Genomic DNA, 21,131 nt, shown 5'->3' on the forward strand with positions numbered 1-21,131 from the left:
ATCATGAAAGGTCGAATTCAGGTCGGGTGCAACTCCCCAGCACAAGCAATGGCGGTGCGAAGTGACCTTCGCACCCCTCTTTCTTCAAGCTGCGCTAGCGGATTGGTCGGTTAAGCCGTTGCTGTCCCAAGGAGCGGAACAAGGAACGCGATCAGCCAGGCGACCGAAATGCTCCGCTGTCAACTGCTGGTATCGCCGGTGCTTGTCCAAACCCACACGGCAAGGTTGGGGTTCCGGACTTCCTACGCTGTCCCAAAGGTGGCGGACCGCATTCTGCGCCGTTGGGCCGAGCAGCAGACCCGGCATGAAGTCCATCCAGGCTGGCTCAGCTTTAGCCATCGATTAGGCTCCGCAAACCGCCTTTGATACCCAGTTAGGCCGACGCATTCCGCCGGCGTGATCGCCTGCGGCACCGTGGTTATGCAAGCACGGGGGCAAACTCTGGTTGGCACAAGCCTGCCCAGCGCTATATGCACCAGAGCTGGACACAGCCGCAGGAATGCCGAACTAAGAATTAGGGCGTGGTGCCAACGAAGTTTTCCTGCCGGCTCGATGCAAAGCAAGCCTTGGCTCGACTCTGAGGTGCCGAGTCGCCAATCTACGCCCTGATTCCAGGATACCCAGTGAACCTTCATCTACACCTACAACCCGCCCCATCCGCTGCGGAAAACGCCGCACCCCTTATTGCGCTGCGGGACGTCGAAAAGACCTATCCGGCGCGCTCCGGCGGCGGTGCCGTCAGTGCTCTGGAAGCCATCACGCTTGAAGTGCCCAAAGGCTCGATCCTTGGGGTGATCGGGCGCTCCGGGGCCGGCAAATCCACCTTGATCCGGCTGGTCAACGGGCTCGAACGCCCAAGCCGCGGACAGGTCGTCGTGGACGGCGTTGAAATTTCCGCCCTGCCCGAACACGCCCTGCGCGAGCAGCGCCGCTCCATCGGCATGATCTTCCAGCATTTCAATCTGCTGGCGCGCCGCACCGCCTATGACAACATCGCGCTGCCGCTCGAGATTGCCGGCGTGCCCTCAGCCCAGATCAAGGCGCGGATCACCCCGTTACTCGAGCTTGTAGGGCTGGCCGACAAGGCGCGGCGCTATCCCGCCGAACTGTCCGGCGGCCAAAAGCAGCGCGTCGGCATTGCCCGTGCCCTCGCGACCAATCCCAAGGTGCTGCTGTCGGACGAAGCGACCTCGGCGCTTGACCCGGAAACCACCGAACAAATCCTGGCGCTGCTGCGCCGCGTCAATGCCGAACTGTCCCTGACCGTGCTGCTGATCACCCATGAAATGTCCGTCATCAAGTCGGTGGCCGATCGGGTGGCGGTGATCGATGGCGGCCGGATTGTGGAGGAAAGGTCGACCTTTGACCTCTTTACCCGGCCAAGGCACCCAACAACGCGCAACTTTGTCGCCAGCCTCACGGGCACCGAACTGCCGGCCCATCTCGCCAGCAAGCTTGCCTCAGATCCCGCAGGCGCGTCGCAGGCGCTGGTGCGCCTGACCTTTACCGGTGGCGACGCGGCCCAGCCCTTTCTGTCCGTATTGACCCGGCAACTCGATCTGGATCTGGGGATTATCCAGGCCAAGGTCGATCACATCGCCGGGCAACCCTTTGGCACCTTGATCGTGGGAGTCCCCGCCGTGCCCACCCAGGTCGCGGCCCTCAGCGAAGCGGCGCAAAAGCTGGGTCTGGATGTGGAGGTGCTTGGCTATGTGGCCTGAAGTTTTCTCCCCCCAGATCCTCAAGCTGCTGTTCTCCTCGATTGGCCAGACCCTTTACATGGTTGGGGTGGCTGGGCTGATCGGCACCCTGATCGGCCTGCCGCTCGGCGTGTTCCTCGCCACCAGTCGGCGTGGCGAACTCTTTGCCGCCCCGGCGATCAACAACGCGATCGGGCTCGTGGTCAATGCGGCCCGTTCCACCCCCTTCATCATCCTCGTGGTCGCCATCGTCCCCCTCACGCGGCTGATTGCCGGCACTTCCATCGGCACCAGCGCCGCCATCGTGCCGCTGACCATTGCTGCCGCGCCCTTTATTGCCCGCGTCATCGAAGCGGCCATTCGCGGCGTAGACCAAGGCTTGATCGAGGCCGCCCGCGCCATGGGCGCGACCCCGCTTCAGATCGTGCAAAAAGTGCTGCTGCCGGAGGCACTGCCCGCCATCGTCTCCGCCCTGACGCTCACCGTCGTCAGCCTGATCGGCTACTCGGCCATGGTCGGGGCTGTGGGGGGTGGCGGCCTCGGGGATCTCGGCATTCGCTTTGGCTACCAGCGCTTCATGCCCGACGTCATGCTCGTCGTGGTGCTGGTGCTGATTGTTCTCGTCCAGGGCGTGCAAAGCCTTGGCGACTTCCTCGCGCGCCGGCTCGACAAGCGCGCCCGCTTCTGACTTTCAACAAGGATGCCTCTATGACCAAGACCTTCCTGCCTGCCCTCGCGCTTGCCCTGACGCTCTCGGCAGCGCCGGCCTTTGCCGAAACCTACAAGATCGGCGTCACGCCCGGCCCACACGCCCAGATCCTCGAAGCGGTTCAGGAAGTGCTGGCCCCCAAAGGCATCGAACTCGAGATCACCGAGTTCTCCGACTACGTTGTGCCCAACGAAGCGCTCGCTTCGGGTGAACTCGATGCCAATTCGTTCCAGCACCAGCCCTATCTCGACAACCAAATCAAGGACCGTGGCTACGACATCGTCTCAGTCGCTACCACCGTGAATTTCCCCATCGGCATCTATTCCGAAAAGCTGAAGTCCATTGAGGACCTGCCCGAAGGCGGCTCGATCGCCATTCCCAACGATCCCACCAATGGCGGCCGCGTGCTGCTGCTGCTCCAGGAAAACGGGGTAATCAAGCTCAAGGACGGCGTCGGTACCGCAGCAAGTGTCGCTGATATCGTCGACAATCCCAAGAACCTGCAGATCCTCGAGATCGACGCCGCCCAACTGCCCCGGACCCTGCCCGATGTCGACGCGGCTGGCATCAACACCAACTATGCCGAGCAGGCTGGGCTTGATCCAGTGAACGGCGCCATCCTGCGCGAAAGCCCCAAGGGCCCTTACGTCAACATCATTGCTGTGCGCAGCGAGGACAAGGACGCCGAATGGGTCAAGGCGCTGGTTGAAGCCTACCACTCCGATGAGATCAAAGAGTTCGTCGACACCACCTTCAACGGCGCCGTCCTGGCGAGCTGGTAAGCCGAACAAAGGGGTGTCGCCGGGCTTGCTCGGCGACGGCCTCTTCCCCTTGCGGCCAAGCCGGAGTCCATGGCAGGGGTGCGTAGCGTCCCTCAAAAGCCGCCGCACCCGGCATCCGGATCCCGTTCATGAACGAAGTTTTCTCCCAACTCGGCGTCTCCATCTTCGAGACTATGTCGCGCCTCGCGGCCGAGCATGACGCGATCAATCTCGGGCAAGGCTTTCCCGAAGACCTGGAGCCGCGTGAAGTGGTCGAGGTCGCCGCCCAGGCCATGCTGGCCGGCCCGCACCAATACCCGCCCATGCGCGGGCTCCCGGCGCTGCGCCAGGCCGTGGCCGAGAACGCTCAGCGGCACTTCGGGCTCGAGGTCGATTGGCAGGCCGAGGTGATCGTCACTTCTGGCGCTACCGAGGCCCTGGCCGCCGCCTTTCTGGCGCTGCTTAACCCCGGCGACGAAGTCATCCTGCTGGAGCCCGCCTACGACTCCTACCGCCCGCTGGTGCAGCGCGCCGGCGCCAATGTGGTGCCGGTCACCCTCGAAGCGCCGCACTGGACCTTGCCGCGCGAGGCGCTTGAAGCCGCCGTAACCGCCAAAACCCGCGCCATTGTACTCAACACGCCGATGAACCCGACCGGCCACCTCATGGGGCTCGATGACCTCCAATTCATCAGCGAGCTGATCAACCGGCACGATCTGGTTGCGATCTGTGACGAGGTCTACGAACACCTGACCTTCGACGGCCGCCGGCATACTCCGCTGATGAGCCTGCCGGAGGCCCGTGCGCGTTGCGTGCGCATCGGCTCGGCCGGCAAGTCGTTTTCCGTCACCGGCTGGAAGGTCGGCTATGTCACCGCCGATGCTCGCCTGCTCGGCCCCATTGCCAACGCCCATCAATACCTGACCTTCACCACCCCGCCTGCTTTGCAGACGGCGGTTGCTTACGGCCTGCGGCTGGACGCTGACTATTTCGACGGATTGCGTAGCAAGCTGCAGCAGCGGCGCGACCTGATGGCCGGATCGCTCCGGCAAGCCGGGTTCACCGTGCTGGATGCCCAGGGCACTTATTTCCTCAACATCGATATTTCGGCCTATGATCCCGCCGGGGACGATGTCGCATTCGCGCAACGGCTGGTGCGGGAAGCCGGCGTCGCCGCCATCCCCTTATCGGCCTTCCACAGCGACGGCCGCTCCAGCGGCCTCTTGCGCCTGTGCTTTGCCAAGACGCCGCAAACCATCCTCGCCGGCGTCGATCGCCTGCGTGATTGGCGCGCAAACAAGAACTGATCGACATCCCGGGCTGGCTGGTCCAAGCAAGCCAGTCCGCCTGCGCGTTTGGGGCCGTTCCAGTCCAGGCCGAAATCCCGGCAGAATGAGATCGGCTCGTCAAAGCCGGCCAGGAGGGTGACCTTGATTGCCCTCAAACTCGTCGTCTCCCCAGTCTCGGGGAGGACTGCTGCCAAGCTCGTCCCCTCTGTGACCAGCGCTCTCATCAACCATGGGAACAAACCCGGCGGCCAAGGCAAGCACCGTTCCCCATGGCGTCAAGACCTCGACGCTGTCGCGAGGCAGGCTGTGGGTGTCGCCGTAGCCCAGAAAAGACCAGGATTTCATTCCGGCACCCCAGATCAGGAACGGCTGCCCCTCGAGGGTTATCATTGTTCCTTGCGGCAGTGACGCAGCCGGCGCCCTGCGTGTAAGCTTTTGCCGCTTGGGCGAAACCCGTTCGGCATGGAGTTTGGCGTCCAGTTCCTTTGCGGTAGGCGGCTGGTCAAGGCCATGCCCCTTCGCCCAAGCTGCAAGGAAGCGCTTATAGTCTTTGTTGCGGCATTGCGCACAAGGTCGATGCCCGGCCGACAAGGCGGTCGCCTCATCCAGGAAAAAGAGCTCGGTATAGCTGTCGGGGGCCATCAGCTGACGGCGCCGAGTGCCAAAGCAAAGCACACAGGTGACCCAATTGGGGTGACGCCATCGTGCAGTCCCGAGTTCCCTGCCGTCCTTGTGCAGTATTCCACGGTTTCCCATCAAAGCACCCCTTGATGGATCAACGACGATTTCCCCATAGGGCGTAACGCGGTTCTGAAGGGGCATGAGACTCCATGACCAATCGGCAGAGTTGAGGTCCTCGACGTGGGCCGCTAGCTCCGGAGGAGCCTGTGGGCCTGCTCCATGGATTCAATGGAAAAACTCGTCTGCAGCGTCCGCCCGGCCGTAGCATTTTCACCCTGAACCAATCGGGCAACGAGCCCGGCGCTGACGGCGAGCACATGGGGCGCGCACCTCGGCACGCACCCCTTCAGGAGCCTCAAAGAACTCCGCTCCAGCCACTCCGTCTAACTTCGGCTCGCCTGCCAACCATTAATGCCGAAGCTGAACCAGGCGTCCCGGGGTCTAGTGAGCGCCCACAGCCGCTTCTACTTCTGCCAGACTGTGTCCGGTCAGGTCCTTGTCGAGCTCGCCGAGCAGGATGGCTGACAGGGACTTGTGGTATCGCTTGCGGAACTCGCCCAAGGAACGGGGAGCCGCAACAATAACCATGTTTTTGGCGGCGCCACTCAGCGCCATGCCGTTGAGCACGTCGACAACGCCGGCGGAAAATCCGTCTTCTGCCTGCTGACCGTTGTCTGGGTTGGACGAGCTGCTTTGATGTCCACCCGAGCCGGAGCCGCTTGCATCCACGGGCGCCTTTGGCTCGGCGGCCAGCTGCAGGCGGCCTTCATCTCCTGTGTTCCGGAACAGGTTTAGTTTCTCGCCGTCAGCAACGGCAACAATCGTGCCATGGGGCAACTGCATATTATTCTCCTTGGGGGGTCCCACACTAACAAGTGAAACTGCATCCCGTTCCTTGCCCGTAGCAACTGGCCGGCCTCGTTCGTCGTGGATTGCATGAGCAGACCATCGCGGACAGCACAGTCACATCCGTGTTCAGATGGCCTTGCTAAGGTCGTCACCGAAAGGAGGAACATGCCATGAAAGTCGTTGCCAACATTGATTTCGACGGGAATTGCCGAGAAGCCTTCACCGCCTATGCGAGCATTCTTGGTGGCGAGATCCGCGCCATGATCAGTCACCGCGACATGCCCGAACTTGCGCCGGGCATCTCCGAGGACCGTCTTGACCGGATCGTGCATGCATGGATCGATATCGGCGATCAGGCTCTGATGGGCCAGGACCTGCAGGATTTTTCAGACCGCAGCGGCTACAGCGTCACCATTGCCGCCGATTCCGTCGAGCAAGCCCGCCGCATCTTTGGGGCGCTGTCCGAGGGAGGAACGTCGCTCATGCCCTTCGAGCCGCAGCCATGGTCACCGGGCTTTGGCATGACGATGGATCGCTTTGGTGTCACCTGGGTCATCGACTCGCCGGCCGCAGACTGATCAGGCGCCCTGTACCCAGCCCCCTCGCAAGGGGCTAGGGAAGGCCAGCGAACTGAAACGGTTCGGCGGGCTGGAATTGATTGTTGGCCCTGTCCGAATAGATGTTCATCTCGTTGGGGCCCAGATCAAGCTTCATCACCTTGCCACTGGCTGAAAGATCGAGCTTGGCTATATCGACCCAGAAGATATTGGGCGTCATTGCCGATTCAAAGAAGTAGCGCTTGCGCTTGTGGTCCGAAACCGTGCGCCAGCGCGTCGAGGAAATATTGGGCTGATCGGGCGTGCTGATGCCAAAGGGCACCGACACATTGCGGATCACGCTGAAGGCAGCCGCGATGGTTTGCACCGGATCGTCGGTCTTGGGAATGGCCTGCACGTAAAAGGAAGCGCGCGCGAAGCGGTCCGACGCCCGGTTCGTGCCGGGCAGAAACACGGTGCCGCCGATCTGCTCCCAATATTCCTCCATCGCCAGCTGCTTTTCGAAGATCGGTGAATTGGTCATCACCTGATAATCGCGGCTGTGGTGGATGACCTGCTTGCCACCGACATATTCGATGATCGCGCTGTCTCCACTGGCATCCGACAAGGCCAGGTGCAGGGTGGCCATCCTGTCGTCGCCCGGCACTTTGTCCGTGACGATGACAAAGGGCTCTTGCGCCAGCGCCTCGACCGCTACCTGCACCGACGCAAAATTGTCGAGCACATACTGCGTCCAGGCGGCGATAGTCAGGCCTGGCCGCGTGCCGTCATAATCGGGATAGGTGGATTCGGCCAGCCACAGCAGATTGGCAACGAGGCCCGCCTCGTTCATCCCGTCCGTAGTCGAGTTGTCATGGGCCGAAGCGACAACGCTGCCATAGCGGGAGGTCCACTGGATCGAATTGGGCCCTGCCTGGCCCGAGCGCTGCATTGCCTGCGGGAACGCCCAAAGATCGGTGGCGATATCGGTTTTCCAGTCCATGGAGCGTCCGGTCACGACCTGATCGTCTCCCCCCAGATAAACAAACCGCGTGCACATGCTGGCCTCCACACAGATGGAGCCGGTTCATTACACCCGTGCCGTTTGACCACTCATAATCGCCGGCAAGCAAATCTACTCGATTGCCGGATACTTGCTTCCTTGATAGGGCCAAGCCGTCCGGCGGCTTCCCCGCATGGTTCCCTTTTGCGGACATCAGCACCTGTATCAGCAGTGTTGGTCCTGAATTGTTCACGTGAAACAGCAACAAGGTGACACGGGCAATCAACAAAATTACCGATAAAATGTACGTTTTGTTCGTACATGGAGCCTACTGGGACAGCAGTCTCCGATTGGAAACGGCACCTCCCCTATAGGCGATGACCATGTCGACTGAGTTGAACGCTGAGCTGTCCGAAATTGCCGAAGCACAAAGGATGGCCAAGCTGGGCTTTTGGTCCTGGGAGCCTCACACCGGCAAGTTCTCCTGCTCGGAGGAGGTTTTTCACCTGCTGGGACGTGACCCCGCCACGTTCCAGGTCACGCTGCAAAGCAGTTTGGAGTGCATCCATCCCGATGACCGGGAGGCCGTCCGGGAGAACCTGCGGGCAACAATCGACAAACGGCAGCCGCACAGCACCCAGGCACGGGTTGTTCTGGGTGACGGTCAGTTCCTGCACTTGTGGTCCAGGACCCAACCTGTCCTGGGCACCAACGGAGAGGTCATCGAGGTCAAGGGGATCTGCCAGGACGTCACTGCCCGGGTGCTCGCCGAGGCTGCCCTGCGCGAAAGCGAGGACCATTACCGCCATGCGATTGAACTGAGCCCGCAAATCCCCTGGACCGCCGACGTTGACGGCAACCTGCTGGAAATCGGCCCCCGCTGGCCCAGACTCATTGGCATGACCCGCGAAGAAACGCTGGGGAAAGGCTGGTCCAGGGCACTTCACCCGGACGACGTGGACGCAGCGGTGGCATCCTGGCAGTCCGCAGTAACCTCAGGGCAACCGCTCGACATCGAGTATCGCGTCCGCCGCCGCGATGGCAACCACACCTGGATCCGCGTCCGGGCTGCCGCTCGGCGCGACTCGGAAGGTCGCGTGGTGCGTTGGTATGGTACCGCCGAAGATGTCCAGGCCTACAAGGCGGCGGCCAGCGCACTCAAGGAGAGCGAAGCGCGTCTCGCAGCATTGCTTGAAAGTACCGGCAACTGTGTGGTCGTTGTCGACGAGAACTGGCGCGTGACCTATCGCAACCAGCGGGCGCTCAATGCCACGGGTAAACCGGAAAACTTGCGGCTCGGCCAAACCCTGTGGAAGGCGCTGACGCTTGATCCCGACAGCGAGTTTCGCGAGCGCCTGCAAGCCGTAGCCGAGATCAGACAGCCGGCGGAATTCGAGACCTTCGTTCCAGGGCTCGATGTCTGGTTCGAGGTTTATGTCAGCCCCTATGGGGACGGACTGTCGATCTTCTTCCGGGACATCACCGAGGTGAGGACGGCGAGAGACAGGATCGCCCATCTCGCCCACCACGACGCCCTCACTGGATTGTCGAACCGGGCGCATTTCCTGCAGCGCCTCGACAGCGACCTCGATGCTGCTGTCCGCAACGGCGGAAGCGTGGCTGTGGTTTATCTAGATCTGGACGACTTCAAGGACATCAACGACACCCTTGGGCATGCCGCGGGCGACGCTCTGCTCACGACCGTGGCTAAACGGCTTGAAGCCGTTGTCCCAGGATGCGTGGCTCGTATCGGTGGGGACGAATTTGCCGTTCTGCAAACCGCCGATGTCAGCGAAACTACCCTGGCTGAGTTGACCTTGAGGATGCGGGACGTGCTGGCAGAGCCCGTTTCCTACCTGGGCGCCGAGCTATCATGCAAAGCCAGCTTCGGCATTGCCATGTATCCCCAGAGCGACCCGCAGCCGGCCGAGCTGATGAAGAACGCCGACATGGCCTTGTATGACGCGAAAAATTCCGGCGGCAACCGTCTGGCTTTTTTCAACCCAGCCGCCAGGCACCGGCTCCAACAGCGTGTGTCGGCGCTGTCATGCGCCCGAGACGCGCTTGAGCGCGACGCCGTCTTCCCTTTTTATCAACCCAAGGTGTCGCTGAGTACCGGCGAGTTGTGCGGGTTTGAAGCCCTGCTGCGCTGGAGTTCGCCCCGCCACGGCGTCCAGCCACCGGGCCTGATCAAGGAAGCCTTCGACGATCCGCTGCTTTCGGTCGCCTTGGGCAAGCGCATGCTCCAACGGGTCGTTGCCGATATGAAGCTCTGGCGGGATCAAGGCATCGATTTTGGCAGCGTCGCCATCAATGTTTCGGCCCAGCAATTCTTCCGGATGGACCTGGCGACCACCATTCTGAAATCGCTCCAGACAGCTGGACTTCCGGCGAGTTGCTTTGAGATCGAAGTGACCGAAACGGTGTTCCTCGAAGACGACTCAGGGACAGTCGCTCGTTCCCTGCAGCGTCTGCAGGAAGGCGGCGTGAGCATTTCTCTGGACGATTTCGGCACCGGATACGCGTCCCTGACCCATCTGAACAAGTTCCCGGTGAGCTGGCTCAAGATCGACCAGTCCTTTGTCAAAAATCTCGGCGTGGATCCCAACGCAACGGCCATCGTCAAGGCAGTCATCGGCTTGGCCCATGCGCTTGGCATCAAGGTCGTTGCCGAAGGCGTGGAAACGACTGAGCACTGGGACATCCTGCGCACCAACAGCTGTGATGTTGCTCAGGGATATTTGTTGGCAAGGCCGATGGCCGCGGAGCGCGTGCCCTATTACGTCAGGCACTTAGTAAGCTCCATGGAACTCGAAGCAACCTACGACCGCTCGAGTGCAAGTTCCGCCTGACCCCGCGCGAGTTGCACATGGGGTGTGGCCTATCGAGGAGGTAACGGGGTAACCCCGGTTTTACCGGGCCCCGACCCTGCCGCCCTTGTCCCGGTGCAACGCAAAAAACAGCGGCTCAAAGCCCCGGCAATCCATCATGCCGAGCAGGAGGTCAGGGGTGACCCTCCGGAAGGAGTCAATAATGGGCTGCCGGTCATAGATCATCGACATGGTAGGCACACCCCGGCAGGTAAGCGTCCGCAAGCGCGCAGTGGGTTTATCCGTCGCCATGGCGCGATAGCCCAGCCGGAACAGCAACCGGACGGGGCCCAGCCGTTGCAGGCGGGCTGTAGCATTGTTAAGCGGCAAAAAGCGCGGATTCAGCGCGACAGGCGAGCTGGTTCCAAACAGCAGCGGAAACACCCGTTCTTCGTCCAGAAACGCCTTGCCGTACCACTGAAAGGCTTCCAGCATGCCATCGAGAACATGGCCCGTTGGTATTGAAGCGCCCCTCCACCTGCCGATGATCTCCACCAGGTTTGGCGAAGGCAGGCGGTCAAACTGGTCGAGCGCAGCCTCCAGCGAGCTTCCCTCTTGCTGCGCGCTCGCGATCCAAAGTTCCCTGTCCAGCATAGCGTTACCATCCCAATTCTAAGCAGGGCCGCCACTTCCTGCTCGTCGCGGCAATTCTAAGGGGGCGCGGGCCGCACGAAAAACCGTTGCTCAACACCAGCGCAAAATAGACGACTGAGTTCCTAGGGATTGTTGAGACAAAGCCCCGATCGGCGCAGGCTAGAGACATGGGGGATCCTTGTGGAGCCCGTGTTGAGAAGGAAGCCAACGTGTCTCTTCAACCTTTAGCACTGTTGCAGCGTCCCCTTGGGTGGGGACTTGTGGCCCTGTTGCTGGGCAGCGTTTCGACCGGTGCTGCCCTCGCGCAAGACGCGCCCGTGCAGGGCGGAACGCTGGTCTATCTGGAACAACAGGCGCACACCAATCTCTACCCGCCCGCCGGCGGTTTTTATCCCAATAGCGGCATCCTCAACCAGATCACCGACAAGCTGACTTGGCAGAACCCGGCAACGCTCGAGATCGAACCCTGGCTGGCCGAGAGTTGGCAGATCAACGCGGACGCCACCGAATATACATTCAAGCTGCGCCCGGGCGTCACCTTCTCGGACGGCACGCCATTGGATGCTGCCGCAGTTGCCAAGAACTTTGACACCTTCGGCTTGGGCAACAAGGACCTAGGCTATCCGGTGGCCGAAGCCATCAACAATTATCGAAGCAGCGAGGTCATCGACCCGCTGACCGTCAAGTTCACCTTCAGGGCCTCTGCGCCAGGCTTCCTGCAGGCGACCTCGGTGATCGGCTCGGGCATCGTCGCCCCTTCCGTTCTCGAGCAACCCTATGACGAACTGGGCGACGCCACCAAGATCATCGGCTCGGGCCCCTTCGTGGTGGAAAGCGAAGTGCTGGGCCAAAGCCTCACCCTCAAGGTGCGCGAGGATTATGCCTGGGGCCCACCCGATATCGGGCACACCGGCCGCGCCTATCTCGATGCAATTCAGCTCATCGTCACGCCCGAGGACAGCGTGCGTATCGGCGCGCTACTGTCCGGGCAGGCCGATTTCATTCGCCAGATCCAGGCCTATGATGAAGCCCAGGTGGAAGCTCAGGGTTATCTGATCCACTCCGCCCCAACGCGCGGCGTCAACAACAACGTCACTTTCCGCCCCGAGAACCCGATCGTGGCGGACATCAAGGTGCGTCAGGCGCTGACCGCCGCCACCAATGCCGGCGAGATCGTTTCCACCCTGTTTTCCTCCCATTACCCGCAGGCCACCTCGGTGATCGCCTCGACTGCCGCGGGCTATGTGGACCTCTCCGACAAGCTCGCCTTTGACCCGGAAAAGGCCAAGGCCCTGCTCGATGAGGCCGGCTGGGTTGTGGGTGCCGATGGCATTCGCGAAAAGGACGGGGTCAAGCTCGAACTCAGCGCCTATGAGTCGCTGCCCCAGCCGCAGAACCGCGCCACCCTCCAGCTCCTCAGCCAGCAATGGGCCGGCGTGGGTGCCAAACTCAATGTTCTGGCGGGCGACTCCGGCAGCGCCACCCAGGACAATCTTGATCCCCTTAAGACCCCGCTCCGTCCCGCTATGGTGGGTCGTGCCGATCCGGACGTGATCAAGTCGAACTTTTACCCCACCAACCGGGACTCCCTGCTGCAAAAGGGCGGCACCAACCCCAATGCCACTTGGGAGGATCCCGCGCTCAACGAGTTGCTGCTCGCCATTGCCGCCGAGCCGGACACGAAAAGGCGGCTGGACCTGACTGCCGATGTCCAGGCCTATCTGCTCGACCAGGCCTATGTGATCCCGATCTTTGAAGAGCCGCAGGTCTTTGCCGGAGCGCCCTATGTCCGGGGCATCGGCTTTGACGCAGTCGCCCGCCCCAGCTTTTACAACGTCTGGCTGGCGCCTCGTTGATCCCCCTCGCTGCCCCGGTTGTTCCCTGGCCGGGGCGGCGTTTTTCATCAGCCCGGAGGTCCCCATGACCACCATGATTGCAACGCGCTTCGGCCAGGCCGTCCTGGTTCTCCTGCTTGCCTTCACCGCCTCGTTCCTGCTGCTGCAGGCGCTGCCGGGCGATGCGATCCTGATCAAGTACCAGAACCCCGAAATGGGTCTGTCGCCCGAGCAGATCGCTCAAATCCGTTTGCGCTACGGTGCCGACGCCCCCATCTGGGCCCAATATGGCAACACCCTGGTCAACTTCCTCCAGGGCAGTTTCGGCTATTCCGTACAGGCCGGCGTGCCGGTCAACACGGTCCTTGCCGCCAATGCCTGGCCGACGCTGAAATTGGCCAGCCTTGCTCTCGTCTTTGCCGTGCTGCTTGCTGGCCTTGTAGCCTTTGCTGCGACGCTGGCGCCGTTCAACTGGCTGCGCAACGCACTGCAGATGGTGCCCTCGCTGATGATCTCGGTGCCGGTATTTTGGCTCGGCATCATGCTGATCCAGCTGTTCTCGTTCCGCTTGCGGCTGGTGCCGATCATCAATCCCTCTGAATTCCAGGCCTTGATCTTGCCGGTGGCGACGCTGGCCGTGCCCATCGCCGCCCCCTTGGCGCAGATCCTGATCCGCAGCCTTGATGAGATCGAAACCCAGCCCTTTGTCGCGGTCGCGAGGGCCAAGGGCGCGAGCCGCCCCTTTGTTCTCTGGCACCACGTGCTGCGCAATGCCCTGCTGCCGGTGCTGACCATTGCCGGCGTGTTGTTCGGGGAACTGCTCGCGGGCGCCGTAGTCACGGAAACCGTGTTCGGCATCAATGGGCTGGGGCGGGTGACCGAGCAGGCAGTCAGCAACCAGGATACCGCCGTGCTGCAGGCCATCGTTGTGCTCGCGGCTCTCGGCTTTGTGCTGATCAATCTCCTCGTTGACCTCCTCGCGCCGCTGGTCGACCCCAGGCTCAACCGTCCCGTGGGAGCAAAGGCATGACCACGCTTGACCTGTTCACTCTTGGCGCCGCAACCCCGCGCCAGCACCGGCTGCAACTGCAGCCCACCCTCCTCCTGGCTTGGGCGATCATCGCCATTGCCATCGCCTGGGCCGTTGCTCCGGCACTCTTCACCCACCATAGCGGCACGATCGGCATTGCCGGCAACCAGCTGCGGGCACCCGATGCCTCCCACTGGTTCGGCACGGACGAGATCGGGCGCGACGTGCTGGCCCGGATCATCTACGGCTCGGTCAATTCACTGTCGGGTGCCCTGGTCGCCGTTTTCGTCGGCTTGGTTGGCGGCACCGCGCTGGGGCTGGTCGCCGGATCGATCGGTGGCCGGGTCGACGCCGTGATCATGCGGCTGGTGGATGTCCTCCTCTCCGTCCCCGGCCTGCTGCTCCAGCTCTCCATCATCATCATTCTGGGCTTTGGCACGGTGAACGTGGCGGCGGCAGTGGGTGCGACCACCATCGCGGGTTTTGCCCGGCTGATGCGCTCAGAGGTTATCCGGGTGCGCCACGCCGATTATGTCGAAGCCGCCTTTGGCAGCGGTGGCCGGTTCTGGAGCGTGCTGTGGCGCCATGTCCTGCCCAATGCCATGGGTACGGTGATTGCCTATGCCGCGCTTCAGTTCGGCAGCGCTATCCTCGCGATTTCGACGCTGGGCTTTCTCGGCTATGGCGCGCCCCCGCCCACCCCTGAATGGGGCCTGCTGATCTCCGAGGGCCGCAAATATCTCACGACCTCCTGGTGGCTCACCACCTTTCCCGGCCTTGCGGTCATCCTGGTCGTGCTTGCCGCCAACCGCATCAGCCAGTCGCTGCAGAGGACGCCATGACCACGATCAGCTTTGCGGGACAGCACGAAACGCCAGTGCTCAGCGTCGAAGGACTCAATGTCTCCTATCGGCTTGCCAATGGCTGGCGCCGCGTGGTCCAGAACCTGTCGCTGACCCTGCACAGCGGCGAGGTGGTGGCGCTGGTCGGGGAATCGGGCTCGGGCAAGACCACGACAGCCCAGGCTGTGATTGGCCTCTTGCCCGACAATGGTCGGATCGATGCCGGCTCCATCCGCCTCAACGGCACCGAAATCACCCATTGGTCCGGCCGGCGGCTCGATGCCATTCGCGGCAAGGTGATGAGTCTGGTGCCCCAGGACCCCGGCACCTCGCTCAACCCGGTGCGCACCATCGGCGCGCAGGTCGGCGAAATCCTCAAGGTCCACGGCATGCGCGACCGGCGGGAACGCCAGGAACGTGTCATCGAGCTGCTGACGCGGGTCGGCCTCAGCGAGCCGGCGTTGCGGGTCCACCAATATCCGCACGAACTCTCGGGCGGGATGAAGCAGCGCGTTTTGATCGCGATTGCCGTGGCACTGCGCCCCGCGCTGATCATCGCCGATGAACCGACCAGTGCGCTCGACGTCACGGTGCAGCGCCGCATCCTCGATCTGCTCGACGAGCTGCGCCAGGAAACCGGCACCGGCGTCCTCCTCGTCACCCACGATCTCGGCGTGGCGGCCGATCGCGCCGATCACATCGTCGTCCTCCAGGGCGGCATCGTGCAGGAGCAGGGCCCCGCGAGGTCCCTGCTGGCCAGCCCGCAAAGCGCCTATGCAAGGCAACTCCTCGGCGACGCCCCTTCGCTGCGCCCGGCCCAACCCCGTTCGGCCCCCAGCCTTGCGCCGGCGGTGCTGACCGTTGAGGGTTTGCGGCAGCAATTCAACATCGGCGGGCGACCCTTCCTAGCGGTCGACGATGTTTCCTTCAGCATCGCGGCTGGCACCACCCATGCCTTGGTCGGCGAATCCGGCTCGGGCAAGACCACCACGGCCCGCTGTGTCGTCGGCCTGCAGCGCCCGACCGCCGGACGGATTACCATTGACGGCACCAACTTGTCCGACCTGAGTGGCGAAGCGCTGCGCCAGTTCCGCCGGGACGTGCAACTCGTGTACCAGAACCCGTTCGCCTCACTCGATCCACGCCAAACCATCGGCGAAATTGTCGGCGAGCCGCTGCGCAACTTCGAGCGGGTGAGCAAGGGCGAGCACATCGAGCGCGTTGAGGGCATGCTCGAACGGGTCGGCCTGCCCGCCGACACCATCGGCCGCACTGCCCGGGCCCTCTCCGGGGGGCAGCGCCAGCGAGTCGCCATTGCCCGCGCGCTGATCCTGCAGCCGCGTGTCCTCGTGCTCGATGAAGCCGTTTCCGCTCTCGATGTCACGGTGCAGGCCCAGATAATACGCCTCCTCGAAGAGCTGCAGGGGCAGTTCGGCCTGACCTATCTGTTCGTCACCCACGATCTCGCGGTGGTGCGCCAGATCGCCCACTCGGTGACGGTGATGCAGGCCGGCCGCGCCGTGGAAAGCGGCGCCGTCCTCGATGTCTTCGCCCATCCCCAGGCCGCTTACACCCGCGACCTCCTTGCCGCGATCCCGGGCCGCGGCCTGGCCCCGTCCAGTTCCTTTTCCCCCCTCTACAAGCGAGCTGCAGAATGAGCAAAATCAAACGTCTGGGCTTTTTCTCCCGACTTCTCGACGATGCACCGCCCTCCGAACGCTATCGCCTCGCCACTGAGCAGATCCAGACGGCGGAACGCCACGGCTTTGACTCGGCCTGGGTCGCTCAGCATCATTTCAGCCATGATGAAGGGGGCCTGCCCTCGCCTTTCGTGTTCCTGACTCATGTCGCCGCGCACACCAGCCGCATCCGCCTGGGCACCGGCATCATCACGCTGCCGCTGGAAGCGCCGATCCGCGTCGCCGAAGACGCCGCGGTGCTGGACCTGCTCAGCGGTGGACGGCTCGAGCTTGGGGTCGGCAGCGGCGGAACCCCAAGCTCCTTTGCGCCCTTTGGCCTCGACAGCGCCCAGCGCGGCCCGGTGCATGGCGCCAACCTTACGTTGTTGCGCAAGGCGCTTGCCGGCGAGGCACTGGAGGGCGGCAACCAGCTTTACCCCGGCGGCGGCTCGCTGGCCGGGCGCATCTGGCAGGCGACCTTCTCGGTGGAGGGCGGGCAGCGGGCTGGCGCCGCGGGCGATGGGCTCATGCTGTCGCGCACCCAGCCGCGGCCTAAGGACAATCCCGATGCGAGCCTGGCCGAGCTGCAGCAGCCGATCATCGATGCCTATCTCGCAGCCCTGCCTCCTGGCGCTGAGCCGCGCATCCTGGCCTCACGCACCTTGTTTGTCGCCGATGAGCAGGCCACGGCTCTTGAATGGGCCGATATCGGGCTGCGGCGCATTGCCGAGCGGTTTGTGGCCTCGGGCCACGCCCAGCCCGGCCAAACGCTTCCCGAACTGATCCGCGCCTTTGACACCCATGTCGGCAATACTGCCGAGGTGATCGATAGCCTGGCCCAGGACCCGGTGCTCGATCGCGCCACCGACATCTCCTTCCAGGTGCACTCGGTTGATCCCCCTCATCCTCTGATCCTGCGCTCGCTTGAACTCACCGCCGAGGTGGTGGCGCCCGCCCTTGGCTGGCGTGCCGAACCCCAGGCAGCGCCCCGCATCGCCATTGCCCGCTGACCATTTTTGAGGAAAACACCATGAGCAACCCCGCGCCGGACCTGATCGATCAGGTGCTGTCCATTATCCCGGGCTCCCATCTCGACGCCCTGCGGCGGCACCGCGAAGGGGCCCGGGACAATGTCCAGCAGGCCTATCTCGCCCTCTTCGAGCCGGCCGATGCCAGCCAGGTATCGCTGCTTGAGCGCTTCGCCGTCGCGAGCTTTGTGTCGGGCCTGCAAGGCCAGCCGGTGCTGGCCGACCACTATGCCCATAAGCTCACCCAGCTTGATGGCGGCCCCGCCATCGCCGCGGCGATCAACAACGAGGTCGAGCGCGGCGCGACCACCGGGCCCTATGGCATCTACCCGGCCGGGCCCCTGTCCAGCGAAAACAAGGTGGGGCTCCATTTCGCCGTCTCGCCTGAGGTCCGCCGCCTGCTCGGCGAACGGCTCGCCGCGGCACTCGACCATGCCCATCTTCTGGTGTTCCGCCCCCGCGATTCCAGCAAGGAAGCGCTGCAGGCCCTCCTCGCCTCTGGCTGGAGCACGGCTGGGGTCGTGACCTTGTCCCAGCTGGTTTCCTATCTCGCCTTCCAGCTGCGCCTCGTCGAAGGGCTGTCGGCGCTGGCCGGTGCCGCGGCAATCGAGCCGGCCAATGACACCACCATCACCAGTTTCACCGCGGCCGTTGCGGCCGGCTCCAACCCTTGAGGCTGCCATGAGCCAGATCACCGAACCCACTGCCCAGCTTGCCGCCGTCAACGCCTTCACCCAGGACGAGCTGGGCTGGGCCCCATGGCTCGAGCCGCTCGATGAGGCCGCCCTCACCGACCGCCATTGGGCGGGCCTTGTCGATGCCTCGCGCGCCAAGTCCTCCTACTTCATGCTGCTCGCCCATGATCCTGACGTGCTGGGCGCCCGCACCAGGGCCGACAAGGACATCTTTTATAATCCCAATGGCGGCTTGCCGCGGGCGGAACGGGAATTGTCCGCCACGGCAACCTCCCGCCATAATGGCTGCATCTTTTGCGCGTCCGTCCATTCCCGCTTCGCCTCTACCCATTCCAAGCGCCGGGACGACGTGCAGCGCCTGCTTGATGACGGCACCGGCACCGATCTGGGCGAGCGCTGGAACGCGGTAACGGCGGCCGCCGTAGCCCTGACCGATACACCCACCGCCTTTGGCGATGGCGAGATTGCGCGGCTGCGCGCAGCGGGGCTCGACGACTTCGAGATCACCGACGTGATTTCCACCGCCGCCTTTTTCAACTGGGCGAACCGTTTGATGCTCTCGCTGGGCGAACCCGTTCCAGCCGCGAAGGCTGCGTGATGTTGGATCGTCTCGAAGTCAGCGCCGGCACGGTTGAAGAGGATTTCCGGCTGGCCATGCGGCAACTGGCGGCGGGCATCAGCATCGTCACCGCCGGCACCGACAAAGAACGGGGTGGCTTCACGGCCACCTCGGTGATTTCGCTTTCCGTGGATCCGCCCCGGCTTCTCGTTTCGGTCGACAACCGCTCCAAGACCTGGCCACTGCTGCAAAGCAACAAGGGCTTCTCGGTCAATCTGCTGGCCCATGATCAAGCGCATTTGGCCGAGGTTTTTGCGGGCCGCACCCAGGCTCACGGCAGCGACCGCTTTGCCGGTGCAGCCTGGCGTCGATACCCCGGCGCAGGCTTTGCCCTTGAAGGCGCAATCGCCTCGGTGCATTGCGTTCTCGAGGAAGCCATCGAACGCCATGGCCATGTGCTGGTCATTGGCCGCGTTCTCGCCAGCACCACCGCTCCTGCACCCGCACTGATCCACTGGGATCGTTCCTTCCACAAGCTCGGCAGCTAAGGGCGGCAACCCCGTCCTGGGGTCGTCCATGTCGCCACCGCTCAAACCGTCTCGGCTGTGTCCTCGCTGCTCTCGCTCAGCCGATCATCGGTGAACTGCGACCACACGGCCATGAACAGCGCCGCAACCAGCGGTCCCAGCACAAAGCCGTTTGCCCCGAACAAGGACAAACCCCCGATCGTGGAAATCAGCACCACATAGTCGGGCAGCCTGGTTTCGCGGCCCACAAGCACGGGCCGCAGGAAGTTGTCGATCGTGCTGATCACCAGCGCACCAACAAGGACGAGGATGATTGCCTTGGTGATCTCCCCTGTCAGGCCGAGATAAACAGCAAACGGTGCCCAAACCAGAAAGGCGCCAACCGCCGGCAGCAGCGACAGCACCGCCATCACCACGCCCCAAAGCAGCGGCGCTTCGATGCCAAGCAACCAGAACGTAACCCCACCAATCCCACCTTGGGCAAGGGCGATCAGCACATTGCCCCGCACCGTCGCCTTGACCACCGAAACGAATCTAGCGGCAATGTCGTCGGTCCGCGTGCGGTCAAGGGGAACTGAGTTGCGGATCATCAGCACCAGGGACCGGCCATCCCGGAACAAAAAGAACAAAAGGTAAAGCATGATCGCGAGGCCAATAACGAACTGTAGCGTGCCTTGCCCGATGCCAAGGGCGCCGCTGGCAATGGTTTGGCCGGTGTTGGAAAGGGCTGAAAGCACGCCGTCCTGGATCTCGCGCAGATTGCCCAGATTCATGTCGGCCAGGGCCTTGTTGGCAAAATCCGGTAAAACCGCCTGTACCTGGGTCAAGGCATCGGCGAGGCTAAAATCGCTTTCTTGGAGCCGCCGGATCAAGGACGAGACTTCAATCGAGAAGGACGCAATGACCAGGCTGGCCGGGATCAAAACCACGCATATACAGGCCAGTACGCTGACCACGGCCGCAAGGCTGCGCCGGCCACCGAACCAAACGGTCAAGCGCCGCTGCAGCGGATTAAACAGGATGGCCAGGATCACCGCCCACAAAATGGCGCTGTAATAGGGCAGGAGCAGCCAAACAAAGGCTGCAGTGATCGCGACCACCAAGGCCACGAAGCTGATGTTTTGAATGCCTTGTCTCGACATCGATGGAGCCCTTTTCGGTTCGCCTTCCGCAGCTGCTGCCAAGAGCGTGCGTACTGAACCCCCGAGGCGCCAGCTTCGATCCCCAGCAGTTGAGGTCCTTCACCGCGAGCTGGGCGGCGCGGGGCTTGCTCGCCCGCCCTCATTGTGGCTGCAATGGACGCACACCGCCGTTCCGGGTAGCCTCCGCCCATGATCTCGCAACCCGACCTTTTCGGCTCGCCTGGGCCGATGCTCCCTGAGGGCTTCCGCTATTTCCCCGAGGCCATCCCGCCTGCCATGCAGGAGGAGGTCCTCGGGCAGGTGCGGCAACTGCCGTTCCAGGCCTTCGACTTCCATGGCTTTGAAGGCAAGCGCCGGGTGGTTTCCTTTGGCTGGCGCTATGATTTTTCGACCGAACGGCTGGCGCGGACTGACCCTATTCCCCCTTTCCTTTTGCCGCTGCGCGATCAGGCGGCGGCCTTTGCCGGCATCGAGCCGGACCGGCTGCAACAGGTTCTCGTCACCGAATATGGGCCGGGTGCACCCATCGGCTGGCACAAGGACAAGGCCGTCTTCGGATCGATCGTAGGGGTATCGTTGCTGTCGGCCTGCACCTTCAGGCTCCGGCGCAAGGCGGGCGCCAAATGGGAGCGCGTCTCGATCACCGCCGAGCCCGGCTCGGCCTATCTGCTCTCGGGCGCGGCCCGGACCGAATGGGAGCACTCCATTCCACCCGTGGAGCAAACCCGGTTTTCCCTCACCTTCCGCGAGCTGCGCAACCAGCCCTAGCAGCCCATCGCAACAACAAAGGGGCAGGTCTTGC

The 21,131-nt window shown here is 63.1% G+C and carries 20 protein-coding genes; 15 read left to right on the top strand and 5 right to left on the bottom strand.

Going from position 1 to position 21,131, the window contains the following annotated elements; translation table 11 throughout:
• Window positions 1-683: 683 nt before the first annotated feature.
• From HRU92_RS13560 to HRU92_RS13575, 4 genes are all read left to right on the top strand, one after another.
• Window positions 684-1,721: a methionine ABC transporter ATP-binding protein gene (locus HRU92_RS13560; RefSeq protein ID WP_172124705.1), complete on the top strand. Its 1,038-nt coding sequence runs from the start codon at window positions 684-686 to the stop codon at window positions 1,719-1,721.
• A complete protein-coding gene (locus tag HRU92_RS13565; protein ID WP_172121583.1) occupies window positions 1,711-2,388 on the top strand; it encodes a methionine ABC transporter permease in 678 nt (225 codons plus the stop codon). The genes HRU92_RS13560 and HRU92_RS13565 overlap by 11 nt, the downstream gene beginning before the upstream one ends.
• A 20-nt stretch (window positions 2,389-2,408) precedes the next feature.
• Window positions 2,409-3,191 (top strand): MetQ/NlpA family ABC transporter substrate-binding protein, encoded by a 783-nt coding sequence (locus tag HRU92_RS13570; RefSeq protein ID WP_172121584.1) that lies wholly within the window; start codon window positions 2,409-2,411, stop codon window positions 3,189-3,191.
• Between the two features lie 128 nt (window positions 3,192-3,319).
• On the top strand, window positions 3,320-4,477 hold the full coding sequence (locus HRU92_RS13575) for an aminotransferase (RefSeq protein ID WP_172121585.1): 1,158 nt from the start codon (window positions 3,320-3,322) through the stop codon (window positions 4,475-4,477).
• 99 nt (window positions 4,478-4,576) lie between these two features.
• Here HRU92_RS13575 and HRU92_RS13580 read toward each other — a convergent pair whose 3' ends face one another.
• A complete protein-coding gene (locus tag HRU92_RS13580) occupies window positions 4,577-5,281 on the bottom strand; it encodes a hypothetical protein (protein WP_210258475.1) in 705 nt (234 codons plus the stop codon).
• A gap of 300 nt (window positions 5,282-5,581) precedes the next feature.
• Complete coding sequence (locus tag HRU92_RS13585; RefSeq protein ID WP_172121586.1) at window positions 5,582-5,983, bottom strand: host attachment protein; 402 nt, start codon at window positions 5,981-5,983, stop codon at window positions 5,582-5,584.
• A 176-nt stretch (window positions 5,984-6,159) separates the two neighbouring features.
• On the opposite strand from HRU92_RS13585, the gene HRU92_RS13590 reads away from it, so the two are divergent.
• Window positions 6,160-6,567 (top strand): VOC family protein, encoded by a 408-nt coding sequence (locus HRU92_RS13590; protein ID WP_172121587.1) that lies wholly within the window; start codon window positions 6,160-6,162, stop codon window positions 6,565-6,567.
• 34 nt (window positions 6,568-6,601) lie between these two features.
• Here the strand turns inward: HRU92_RS13590 and HRU92_RS13595 are convergent, their stop codons facing one another.
• Complete coding sequence (locus HRU92_RS13595) at window positions 6,602-7,585, bottom strand: linear amide C-N hydrolase (RefSeq protein WP_172121588.1); 984 nt, start codon at window positions 7,583-7,585, stop codon at window positions 6,602-6,604.
• Between the two features lie 326 nt (window positions 7,586-7,911).
• Here HRU92_RS13595 and HRU92_RS13600 point away from each other — a divergent pair, with 326 nt between their 5' ends.
• Window positions 7,912-10,380, top strand: a complete 2,469-nt coding sequence (locus HRU92_RS13600; RefSeq protein ID WP_173088322.1) for a GGDEF and EAL domain-containing protein — start codon at window positions 7,912-7,914, stop codon at window positions 10,378-10,380.
• Between the two features lie 60 nt (window positions 10,381-10,440).
• On the opposite strand, the gene HRU92_RS13605 is transcribed toward HRU92_RS13600, so the two are convergent.
• The gene (locus HRU92_RS13605; protein ID WP_173088324.1) at window positions 10,441-10,992 is read right to left on the bottom strand and encodes a GXWXG domain-containing protein; all 552 of its coding nucleotides are present in this window, start codon (window positions 10,990-10,992) and stop codon (window positions 10,441-10,443) included.
• 260 nt (window positions 10,993-11,252) lie between these two features.
• Here HRU92_RS13605 and HRU92_RS13610 point away from each other — a divergent pair, with 260 nt between their 5' ends.
• The 8 genes from HRU92_RS13610 (at window position 11,253) to HRU92_RS13645 (ending at window position 19,208) form a co-directional block, all read left to right on the top strand.
• A complete protein-coding gene (locus tag HRU92_RS13610) occupies window positions 11,253-12,848 on the top strand; it encodes a TIGR04028 family ABC transporter substrate-binding protein (protein WP_349236650.1) in 1,596 nt (531 codons plus the stop codon).
• Between the two features lie 64 nt (window positions 12,849-12,912).
• Window positions 12,913-13,857, top strand: a complete 945-nt coding sequence (locus HRU92_RS13615) for an ABC transporter permease (protein ID WP_173088328.1) — start codon at window positions 12,913-12,915, stop codon at window positions 13,855-13,857.
• Window positions 13,854-14,699, top strand: a complete 846-nt coding sequence (locus HRU92_RS13620) for an ABC transporter permease (protein WP_173088330.1) — start codon at window positions 13,854-13,856, stop codon at window positions 14,697-14,699. The genes HRU92_RS13615 and HRU92_RS13620 overlap by 4 nt, the downstream gene beginning before the upstream one ends.
• Window positions 14,696-16,357, top strand: a complete 1,662-nt coding sequence (locus tag HRU92_RS13625; RefSeq protein WP_173088332.1) for an ABC transporter ATP-binding protein — start codon at window positions 14,696-14,698, stop codon at window positions 16,355-16,357. Before HRU92_RS13620 ends, HRU92_RS13625 begins: the two co-directional genes overlap by 4 nt.
• Window positions 16,354-17,388, top strand: coding sequence for a putative FMN-dependent luciferase-like monooxygenase (locus HRU92_RS13630; RefSeq protein ID WP_173088334.1), 1,035 nt, complete (start codon window positions 16,354-16,356; stop codon window positions 17,386-17,388). The genes HRU92_RS13625 and HRU92_RS13630 overlap by 4 nt, the downstream gene beginning before the upstream one ends.
• Window positions 17,389-17,408: 20 nt before the next feature.
• Window positions 17,409-18,080 (top strand): CMD domain protein, encoded by a 672-nt coding sequence (locus HRU92_RS13635; RefSeq protein WP_173088336.1) that lies wholly within the window; start codon window positions 17,409-17,411, stop codon window positions 18,078-18,080.
• A 7-nt stretch (window positions 18,081-18,087) separates the two neighbouring features.
• Window positions 18,088-18,699 carry an alkylhydroperoxidase domain protein gene (locus tag HRU92_RS13640; RefSeq protein WP_173088338.1) on the top strand — a complete coding sequence of 204 codons (612 nt, stop codon included), beginning with the start codon at window positions 18,088-18,090 and terminating at the stop codon, window positions 18,697-18,699.
• Entirely contained in the window at window positions 18,699-19,208 is a 510-nt protein-coding gene (locus HRU92_RS13645) for a flavin reductase family protein (RefSeq protein WP_173088340.1), read from the top strand. Before HRU92_RS13640 ends, HRU92_RS13645 begins: the two co-directional genes overlap by 1 nt.
• A 41-nt stretch (window positions 19,209-19,249) precedes the next feature.
• Here HRU92_RS13645 and HRU92_RS13650 read toward each other — a convergent pair whose 3' ends face one another.
• Window positions 19,250-20,329, bottom strand: coding sequence for an AI-2E family transporter (locus tag HRU92_RS13650; protein ID WP_173088342.1), 1,080 nt, complete (start codon window positions 20,327-20,329; stop codon window positions 19,250-19,252).
• A 189-nt stretch (window positions 20,330-20,518) separates the two neighbouring features.
• On the opposite strand from HRU92_RS13650, the gene HRU92_RS13655 reads away from it, so the two are divergent.
• On the top strand, window positions 20,519-21,097 hold the full coding sequence (locus HRU92_RS13655; RefSeq protein WP_173088344.1) for an alpha-ketoglutarate-dependent dioxygenase AlkB: 579 nt from the start codon (window positions 20,519-20,521) through the stop codon (window positions 21,095-21,097).
• Window positions 21,098-21,131 lie beyond the last annotated feature (34 nt).

The organism is Devosia sp. 1635, from assembly GCF_013185955.1.
In the GTDB taxonomy this organism is placed as follows: Bacteria; Pseudomonadota; Alphaproteobacteria; order Rhizobiales; family Devosiaceae; genus Devosia.

Excerpts from the sequence above, each read along its gene's own strand:
- HRU92_RS13630 (WP_173088334.1), top strand. The coding sequence starts at position 16,354 with ATGAGCAAAATCAAACGTCTGGGCTTTTTCTCCCGACTTCTCGACGAT.
- HRU92_RS13600 (WP_173088322.1), top strand. The coding sequence starts at position 7,912 with ATGTCGACTGAGTTGAACGCTGAGCTGTCCGAAATTGCCGAAGCACAA.
- HRU92_RS13655 (WP_173088344.1), top strand. The coding sequence starts at position 20,519 with ATGATCTCGCAACCCGACCTTTTCGGCTCGCCTGGGCCGATGCTCCCT.
- HRU92_RS13645 (WP_173088340.1), top strand. The coding sequence starts at position 18,699 with ATGTTGGATCGTCTCGAAGTCAGCGCCGGCACGGTTGAAGAGGATTTC.
- HRU92_RS13650 (WP_173088342.1), bottom strand. The coding sequence starts at position 20,329 with ATGTCGAGACAAGGCATTCAAAACATCAGCTTCGTGGCCTTGGTGGTC.
- HRU92_RS13605 (WP_173088324.1), bottom strand. The coding sequence starts at position 10,992 with ATGCTGGACAGGGAACTTTGGATCGCGAGCGCGCAGCAAGAGGGAAGC.
- HRU92_RS13625 (WP_173088332.1), top strand. The coding sequence starts at position 14,696 with ATGACCACGATCAGCTTTGCGGGACAGCACGAAACGCCAGTGCTCAGC.
- HRU92_RS13590 (WP_172121587.1), top strand. The coding sequence starts at position 6,160 with ATGAAAGTCGTTGCCAACATTGATTTCGACGGGAATTGCCGAGAAGCC.
- HRU92_RS13575 (WP_172121585.1), top strand. The coding sequence starts at position 3,320 with ATGAACGAAGTTTTCTCCCAACTCGGCGTCTCCATCTTCGAGACTATG.
- HRU92_RS13570 (WP_172121584.1), top strand. The coding sequence starts at position 2,409 with ATGACCAAGACCTTCCTGCCTGCCCTCGCGCTTGCCCTGACGCTCTCG.
- HRU92_RS13635 (WP_173088336.1), top strand. The coding sequence starts at position 17,409 with ATGAGCAACCCCGCGCCGGACCTGATCGATCAGGTGCTGTCCATTATC.
- HRU92_RS13595 (WP_172121588.1), bottom strand. The coding sequence starts at position 7,585 with ATGTGCACGCGGTTTGTTTATCTGGGGGGAGACGATCAGGTCGTGACC.
- HRU92_RS13640 (WP_173088338.1), top strand. The coding sequence starts at position 18,088 with ATGAGCCAGATCACCGAACCCACTGCCCAGCTTGCCGCCGTCAACGCC.
- HRU92_RS13615 (WP_173088328.1), top strand. The coding sequence starts at position 12,913 with ATGACCACCATGATTGCAACGCGCTTCGGCCAGGCCGTCCTGGTTCTC.
- HRU92_RS13580 (WP_210258475.1), bottom strand. The coding sequence starts at position 5,281 with ATGCCCCTTCAGAACCGCGTTACGCCCTATGGGGAAATCGTCGTTGAT.
- HRU92_RS13620 (WP_173088330.1), top strand. The coding sequence starts at position 13,854 with ATGACCACGCTTGACCTGTTCACTCTTGGCGCCGCAACCCCGCGCCAG.
- HRU92_RS13585 (WP_172121586.1), bottom strand. The coding sequence starts at position 5,983 with ATGCAGTTGCCCCATGGCACGATTGTTGCCGTTGCTGACGGCGAGAAA.
- HRU92_RS13565 (WP_172121583.1), top strand. The coding sequence starts at position 1,711 with ATGTGGCCTGAAGTTTTCTCCCCCCAGATCCTCAAGCTGCTGTTCTCC.